Annotated in this window: 6 protein-coding genes; 5 read left to right on the forward strand and 1 reads right to left on the reverse strand. The window is 70.2% G+C overall.

Going from position 1 to position 7,784, the window contains the following annotated elements; translation table 11 throughout:
* Window positions 1-45: 45 nt before the first annotated feature.
* Complete coding sequence (gene arc / locus AB0J72_RS56055; RefSeq protein WP_363416534.1) at window positions 46-1,812, forward strand: proteasome ATPase; 1,767 nt, start codon at window positions 46-48, stop codon at window positions 1,810-1,812.
* A gap of 743 nt (window positions 1,813-2,555) precedes the next feature.
* Here the strand turns inward: arc and AB0J72_RS56060 are convergent.
* Complete coding sequence (locus tag AB0J72_RS56060) at window positions 2,556-3,845, reverse strand: condensation domain-containing protein (protein ID WP_363416536.1); 1,290 nt, start codon at window positions 3,843-3,845, stop codon at window positions 2,556-2,558.
* A gap of 107 nt (window positions 3,846-3,952) precedes the next feature.
* Here AB0J72_RS56060 and dop point away from each other — a divergent pair, with 107 nt between their 5' ends.
* The 4 genes from dop to prcA all read left to right on the forward strand — a co-directional run bounded on the left by dop (window position 3,953) and on the right by prcA (window position 7,552).
* Window positions 3,953-5,470, forward strand: coding sequence for a depupylase/deamidase Dop (gene dop, locus AB0J72_RS56065; RefSeq protein ID WP_360572679.1), 1,518 nt, complete (start codon window positions 3,953-3,955; stop codon window positions 5,468-5,470).
* Window positions 5,471-5,515: 45 nt separating this feature from the next.
* Window positions 5,516-5,731 carry a ubiquitin-like protein Pup gene (locus AB0J72_RS56070; RefSeq protein ID WP_033362892.1) on the forward strand — a complete coding sequence of 72 codons (216 nt, stop codon included), beginning with the start codon at window positions 5,516-5,518 and terminating at the stop codon, window positions 5,729-5,731.
* A gap of 96 nt (window positions 5,732-5,827) precedes the next feature.
* Window positions 5,828-6,667 carry a proteasome subunit beta gene (gene prcB / locus AB0J72_RS56075; protein WP_344502173.1) on the forward strand — a complete coding sequence of 280 codons (840 nt, stop codon included), beginning with the start codon at window positions 5,828-5,830 and terminating at the stop codon, window positions 6,665-6,667.
* A gap of 60 nt (window positions 6,668-6,727) precedes the next feature.
* On the forward strand, window positions 6,728-7,552 hold the full coding sequence (gene prcA, locus AB0J72_RS56080; protein WP_363416540.1) for a proteasome subunit alpha: 825 nt from the start codon (window positions 6,728-6,730) through the stop codon (window positions 7,550-7,552).
* The last annotated feature ends 232 nt before the right edge of the window (window positions 7,553-7,784 follow it).

Consider the following 7,784-nt stretch of genomic DNA (forward strand, 5'->3'; position numbering starts at 1 on the left):
GTTAGTGTTAGAGCACAACGTTCAAAGCCCCCGGGGAGGTGGGACGTGGCACGCAGCGACGACGCGGAGACGCGCGCCGCACGATGGGAGAAGGACGCCCACGATCTCTCCACGCAGGTCGCTTTCCTCCAGGAGGAACTCGCCCTGGTGCGGCGCAAGCTGACGGAAACCCCGCGACACGTGCGACAGCTCGAGGAGCGGCTTGCCGCAGCGCAGGCGCAGATTGCCCGGCTGACCGAAAACAACGAGCGGCTCGTGGCCACCCTCAAGGAGGCCCGCGCCCAGATCGTGACGCTGAAGGAGGAAGTTGACCGCCTGGCACAGCCGCCGAGCGGTTACGGCGTCTTCCTCGCCCGCCACGAAGACGGTTCTGTTGACGTCTTCACCGGTGGGCGCAAGCTGCGCGTGGCAGTGTCCCCGGCCATCGAGGTCGAGGAGCTGCGCCGAGGCCAGGAGGTCCTGCTCAACGACGCCCTGAACATCGTCGACGCGCTCGGGTTCGAGCGGGCCGGCGAGGTCGTCATGTTGAAGGAGATCCTGGAAGGTGGTGACCGCGCTCTCGTCATCTCGCACGCCGACGAGGAGCGGATCGTCCACCTGGCCGACACCCTCGCCGAAGCGCCGTTGCGCGCCGGCGACTCGCTCATGATCGAGCCCCGCTCGGCGTATGCCTACGAGCGGATCCCGAAGAGCGAGGTCGAGGAGCTGGTGCTGGAGGAGGTGCCCGACGTCGACTACACCGACATCGGCGGCCTCTTCTCGCAGATCGAGCAGATCCGCGACGCCGTGGAGCTGCCGTTCCTGCACGCGGAGCTGTTCCGCGAGCACCTGTTGCGTCCGCCGAAAGGCGTCCTGCTCTACGGCCCTCCCGGCTGTGGCAAGACGCTGATCGCCAAGGCGGTCGCCAACTCGCTGGCGAAGAAGATCGCCGAGCGACGCGGCGAGGAGCGCAGGACCAGCTACTTCCTCAACATCAAGGGTCCCGAGCTGCTCAACAAGTATGTCGGCGAGACCGAGCGGCACATCCGGCTGATCTTCCAGCGCGCCCGTGAGAAGGCGAGCGAGGGCACCCCGGTCATCGTGTTCTTCGACGAGATGGACTCGGTGTTCCGGACCCGCGGCTCGGGCGTCTCCTCCGACGTCGAAAACACGATCGTGCCTCAGCTGCTGAGCGAGATCGACGGCGTCGAGGGCCTGGAAAACGTCATCGTCATCGGCGCGTCCAACCGGGAAGACATGATCGACCCGGCGATCCTGCGCCCCGGCCGGCTCGATGTGAAGATCAAGATCGAGCGACCGGACGCCGAGGCGGCCAAGGACATCTTCTCCAAGTACATCCTCACCACCGTCCCGCTGCACAGGGACGACATCGCCGAGCACGACAACTCGCCCGAGGCGACGGTCGCGGCGATGATCGACGCGGTGGTCCTGCGGATGTACTCCGAGACCGAGGAGAACCGGTTCCTCGAGGTGACCTACGCCAACGGCGACAAGGAGGTCCTGTACTTCAAGGACTTCAACTCCGGCGCGATGATCCAGAACATCGTCGACCGGGCCAAGAAGATGGCGATCAAGGACTTCCTCAGCAACGGCCAGAAGGGCATGCGCCTCCAGCACCTGCTCGACTCCTGCGTTGACGAGTTCCGTGAGAACGAGGACCTTCCCAACACCACCAACCCCGACGACTGGGCCCGCATCTCCGGCAAGAAGGGCGAGCGGATCGTCTACATCCGCACGCTCGTCTCCGGCGGCAAGGGCGCGGAGGCCGGCCGGTCCATAGAGACCGCCACCAACACCGGCCAATATCTGTAACACCGCGACACCGGCGGGCGGCGACCTCGGCAGAGGCGCCGCCCGCTTCGCATGAGCCCAGCAGCGAGCCAGGAGCCAGAGCCAAGAGCCAAGATCAAATTCATGGCTCCGGTCCGCCGTGGGCAAGGCCGTTGCTCCCGCAGCCAACGGTCGGGCCTTGGCGGCCCTCCCTGCACGTCCGCGTGTAGTTGCGCAGACCGCGGCGCCGGCCGGGGCGCCTCCGCGCCCCGCCCGGCCAAGGCCGCGACGCGACCGTCCCGGCCGCGAACAAACCACCCCCAGCCGACCGCCCCCAGCACCCCGTCGGTCAGGACGGCCTGCGGGGTTGCCCGTGTCAGCGACGCCCTCGCCGCCGGGAGGCCGCGGGCGACGGCAGGTCGGCCGGTGGCTCGCAGTGCCGTGCCGGTCTGGACGGCCCGCGGGGTCGTCTGCGCCGGCGACGCTCTCGCCGCCGGGAGCCGGTGGACGGACCGCTGCTCAGCTGGCGGCTCGCAGCGCTGTGTCGGTCAGGAAGGGCCTGCTGGGTCGTGACGGCCCTCGCCGCCGGAGAGGCCGCTGGCAACCGCTGCCCAGCCGGCCGCTTGCAGCACCCCGTCGGTCAGGACGGCCGTCAGTACCGGCGACGCCTCCCCTGCTGCGAGGTCGTGGTCAACCGCTGCCCAGCCGGCGGCTCGCAGCGCCCGTGTGAGAGAACGGGGACGTCAGTACCGGCGACGCCGCCGACGACGAGAGACGACTGCTGGTCAGCCAATGGCTTGGAGCGCGGCGTCGGTCAGGACGGTCTCGAGGGTTGTCAGTACCGTGGACGCCTCCGCCAGGGAGAGGTGGTGGGTGTCGGCGTAGCAGGTGAGCGCGGTGGCCGGGCCGGCGTCGTCGGCGTGCACGAAGAGGCGGCTCGACGGGGTGTCCTTGAACGGCGTCCAGTCGAGGGTCCGGCGGGTCACCGCCTCCCGCAGCGAGCCCCGCGCCGGCGGCGGGACGGGTCCGCGGCGGTCGTTGAGGTGGAAGTCGACCCGGAACTGCGGGCCGCGCTCCGCCGCGATCCGCGCGACCAGGGACTCCTTCGACGCCGTGTCGTAGTACGCGTGCTTGTAGGCGGTCGTCGCCGCTCGCTGGGCGCCCGCCACGACCTGGTCGAACGTGGCGTCGGCGACGTCGACGAGGCACAGGCCCGGCTGGGCGACCGGCGCGACCACGTCCGCCAGCCCGGGGCGGAAGCGGTTGCTGGTCACCAGCAGCACCGGCACGGGGTCGACGCCCGCGCAGCGGCGCACCGCGACCGCGAACCCGGCGAGCAGCGTGGTGGAGGGGTCCGCGCCGGTCCGCTCCGCGAGGACCCGCGTGGCGAGGGGGATCGCGGGGGAGACCAGGCGGCCCTTCCAGTGCCGGGGCCGCTCCCGCCGCCGCGACGAGCGGGGCCACGGCGGCGGCATCGCGCGCAGGACCCGCTCCCAGTGCCGCAGCGCGCTGCGGCTCTGCCGCGCGCCGGCGTCGGACGCCTGCCAGCCGGCCTGTTCGAGGGGCTGCATGCCGCTGACGGGCTCCTGGACCCTCGCGGCTACCTCCCGCAGCATCACCGCGGCCCCGGAGCGGTCCATCGCGATGTGCCAGATCACGGCGCACAGGTGGGTGAGGCGGCCGGCGTGGCGCACGACACCCATCCGGATCGGCCAGTCGCTGGTGAAGTCGACGGGTTCGTGGCGGAACCGGTGGAGCATCCGGCCCGCTGACGCCTCGGCGTCGTCCTCGGTGTCCAGGACCTCCAGGGTGGCGGTGCCGCCGGCCGCGACGACCTGCCGGGGCGTCCCGTCGCCGGCGAACCGCAGCCGCGTGCGCAGCACCTGGTAGCGGCTCATGAGGTACCGCAGCTCGGCCGCGACGTCCTCGACGGACCGGCCAGGAGGCAGCGGCGTCACCCCGCCGAGCGGAAGCTGCTCGCCGAACCTGGTCATCGACGCCCAGATGTCCCGCTGCCCCCATGACAGGGGCGCCTCACCCGCGCCGGCACCCTCGAAGGCGACCAAGATTCGCATCCGTGGATGTTACGGGCGGCGACGGCTTCACAACAATCGGACATCATGCAAACCTGGCGCGCCGCGGTGGAGGCAGACTGTCGTACCTTGCGACTAGGGTTGTGGGCATGAGTGTGCGGCGCGTGATGGGCACTGAGGTCGAATACGGCGTGTCGGTGCCCGGCCAGCCGGGAGCCAACCCGATGGTGACGTCATCCCAGGTGGTCAACGCTTATGGCGCACGACCCGAGCTCACGAAGGGCGGCCGGGCCCGGTGGGACTACGAGGAGGAGTCCCCGCTGCGCGACGCGCGCGGGTTCACCTACTCGGGTGCCCTCTACGACCCGGCGGAGGCCCTCGCGGACGAGGACCTCGGCCTGGCCAACGTGATACTGACCAATGGTGCGCGGCTCTACGTGGACCACGCGCACCCCGAGTACTCCACGCCCGAGTGCACCAACCCGCGTGACATCGTGCTGTGGGACAAGGCTGGCGAGCGGGTGATGGCCGAGGCGTCCCGCCGCGCGGCCACGATCCCGGGGACGCTGCCGATCCATCTGTACAAGAACAACACCGACAACAAGGGCGCCAGCTACGGCACGCATGAGAACTACCTCATGCGGCGGCAGACCCCGTTCGCCGACATCGTCATGCACCTCACCCCGTTCTTCGTCACCCGGCAGATCGTGTGCGGGGCGGGCCGGGTCGGCATCGGTCAGGACGGGTCCGGCCCCGGCTTCCAGATCTCCCAGCGGGCCGACTTCTTCGAGGTCGAGGTCGGCCTGGAGACCACGCTGAAGCGGCCGATCATCAACACCCGCGACGAGCCGCACTCCGACGCCGACAAGTACCGGCGGCTGCACGTCATCATCGGCGACGCCAACCTGTCGGAGATCTCCACCTACCTCAAGGTCGGCACGACGTCGCTCATCCTGGCCATGATCGAGGACAAGGCGCTGCCGGGCGACCTCGGCATCGCCGACCCGGTGACCGAGCTCAAGGCGGTCAGCCACGACCCGTCGCTGAAGCACCTGATCCGCATGCGCGACGGCCGGCGGCTGAGCGCGCTGGACATCCAGTGGGCGTTCTATGAGCGGGCCCGCGCCTACGTGGACTCCCGGCAGGGGTCCGACGTCGACGAGCAGACCGCCGACGTGCTCGAGCGCTGGGAGAGCGTGCTGGACCGGCTCGGCCGCGACCCGATGCTGTGCGCCGGCGAGCTCGACTGGGTCGCCAAGCTCCGCCTCCTGGAGGGCTACCGCGAGCGCGAGTCGCTGGGCTGGTCCTCGCACAAGCTGCAGCTGGTCGACCTGCAGTATTCCGACGTCCGCGCGGAGAAGGGCCTCTACCAGCGGCTGGTCGCCCGTGGGTCGATGCAGACGCTGTTCACCGAGGACGAGATCCAGCGCGCGATCGTCGAGCCGCCGGACGACACCCGGGCCTACTTCCGCGGCCGGTGCCTGGCGAAATACCCCGCCGAGGTGGTTGCGGCGAGCTGGGACTCCGTCATCTTCGACGTGGGCAGGGAGTCCCTGGTGCGGGTGCCGATGATGGAGCCCGAACGAGGGACCAAGAAGCACGTCGGTGCACTGTTCGACAAATGCCCGAGCGCGAAGGATCTGCTCGAAGCGATCACTTCCGGGTAAGTTCGATGCAGCGGTTGTTTGGTGGTCCCCCGAGGAGGATGAGACATGGCGACGAGGGATACGGGCGGGCAGTCCCAATCCGGTAAGTCGCGGCGCGACGAGGAAGAGGACGTCGCCGCGCCCGAGGTCAACCCTGAGACAGCCGAGCGGGTCGAGCAGCTGGGCGAGGACGTCGACGACCTCCTCGACGAGATCGACTCGGTGCTCGAGGAGAACGCCGAAGAGTTCGTCCGCGGATACGTGCAAAAGGGCGGCCAGTAGCCGTCACTGAGAAGGCCCGTCGGTCCGGACGCATCCGGGCCGACGGGCGTATTGTTTGGTCAACTGCAGTCGATCATCCTTGTGAAGGGAGCTCCGTTGCCGACGGGTCTTGACCACTCTGGGCGTCTGCCGGCCGCGTTCCACGCCGCGGGGACCTCGTCGTTCAGCGAGTTCCTGTCGGCCGTCGCGCCCGAGATGCTCCCGGGTCGCCGGCCGCTGCCGCCCGGCATGGCCGCGGACGTCAGCGCGCACGCGACCACGATCGTCGCCATCACCTGCGCCGACGGTGTGCTCATGGGCGGCGACCGGCGCGCGACGATGGGCAACCTCATCGCCCAGCGCGACATCGAGAAGGTCTTCGCCGCCGACGCGTACTCGCTCGTAGGCATGGCCGGCACCGCCGGGTTCGGCCTGGAGATGATGCGCCTGTTCCAGGTCGAGCTGGAGCACTACGAGAAGATCGAGAGCTCGATGCTCTCGCTGGAGGGCAAGGCCAACCGCCTCGCCACCATGGTCCGCAACAACCTGGGCGCCGCGATGCAGGGCCTGGCCGTGGTGCCGCTGTTCGCCGGGTTCGACGTCGACGCGAAGTCCGTCGACAAGGCCGGGCGCATCTTCAGCTTCGACGTCGCCGGCGGCGTCTACGAGGAGCGCGGCTACGACTCGATCGGCTCGGGTTCGCTGTTCGCGAAGTCGTCGATGAAGAAGCGGTACAAGCCCGGCATCACCACCGCCGAGGCCGTGAAGATCGCCGTCGAGGCGCTCTACGACGCCGCCGACGACGACACCGCGACCGGCGGCCCCGACCTGCTGCGCGGCATCTTCCCGGTCATCATGACGGCCACCGTCGAGGGCACCCACCGGCTCACCGACGAGGAGACCCGCGCGGTCGCCGAGGCCGTCATCGCCGAGCGCGCCGACAACCCGGGCGTCTGAGCCCTCCGTCCCCCCGCCCCCACGTCAGCCAGCTCCCACGACAGAAGGAGAACCCGCCCCGTGGCCATGCAGTTCTACGCCTCGCCCGAGCAGATCATGCGGGATCGCTCGGAATACGCGCGCAAAGGCATCGCGCGCGGTCGCAGCGTCGTGGTGCTCAGCTACGAGGGCGGCGTCCTCTTCGTCGCGGAGAACCTGTCGACCGCCCTGCACAAGGTCAGCGAGATCTACGACAGGATCGGCTTCGCCGCCGTCGGGCGCTACCCCGAGTTCGAGAACCTGCGCTCCGCCGGCGTCCGGCTCGCCGACCTGCACGGCTACTCCTACGGCCGGCGCGACGTCACCGGCCGCCAGGTCGCCAACGCCTACGCCCGCACCCTCGGCGCCATCTTCACGCAGGAGCAGAAGCCGTACGAGGTCGAGATCTGCGTCGCCGAGGTGGGCGCCACCGCCGAGGACGACGAGCTCTACCGCATCACGTACGACGGCTCCGTCCAGGACGAGCCCGGCCTCGTCACCATGGGCGGCCAGTCCGACACCATCTCCGGCGCCGTGAAAACCCGCCTGCGGCCCGACCAGACGCTCGCTGAGGCCCTGAAGCTCGCGGTCGAGGGTCTGGGCAGCGTCGGCGGCGAGGGCGGCCAGCCGAGGAAGCTGGCGGCCAACCAGCTCGAGGTCGCCGTCCTGGACCGGCAGCGCCCGGGCCGCACGTTCCGCCGGCTGACGGGTCTCGCCCTCACCGCCATCCTGGACGACCCGGCGAAGGCCGAGGCGGTCGAGGAGGGCCTGGAGGACAAGCCCCAGCCGCCGGCCTCCCCGAGCACCCCCGCCGACAACGCCAGCGGCCCCGCCCCGGAGACGGAGACGGACAAGCCCACCTCCTGACCACCGACGCCCAGCCGCACGTCCGCGCGAGCCTCCCGCCGCCGGGGATCACCACCCCCGCGGCCAGGAGGCTCGCGCGTGGTGTTTTCCGGCAAGCGCTACCGCGCCGACCCGCTCACCGTTGCCGTCCATGATCGAGTAGCGGGTGGGGGGGCCGACACGAACCGAGCCCCCAGCAGCGAGTGTATGGGGGGGGGGGTGGCAGACGATGTGGGGGGGTGGTGGGGCTGGT

The sequence above is a fragment of the Dactylosporangium sp. NPDC049742 genome (genome assembly GCF_040674675.1).
Taxonomy (GTDB): domain Bacteria; phylum Actinomycetota; class Actinomycetes; order Mycobacteriales; family Micromonosporaceae; genus Dactylosporangium; species Dactylosporangium maewongense.

Coding starts and splice junctions, on each gene's coding strand:
- AB0J72_RS56060 (WP_363416536.1), bottom strand. CDS start 3,845: ATGCGAATCTTGGTCGCCTTCGAGGGTGCCGGCGCGGGTGAGGCGCCC.
- dop (WP_360572679.1), top strand. CDS start 3,953: ATGAGTGTGCGGCGCGTGATGGGCACTGAGGTCGAATACGGCGTGTCG.
- AB0J72_RS56070 (WP_033362892.1), top strand. CDS start 5,516: ATGGCGACGAGGGATACGGGCGGGCAGTCCCAATCCGGTAAGTCGCGG.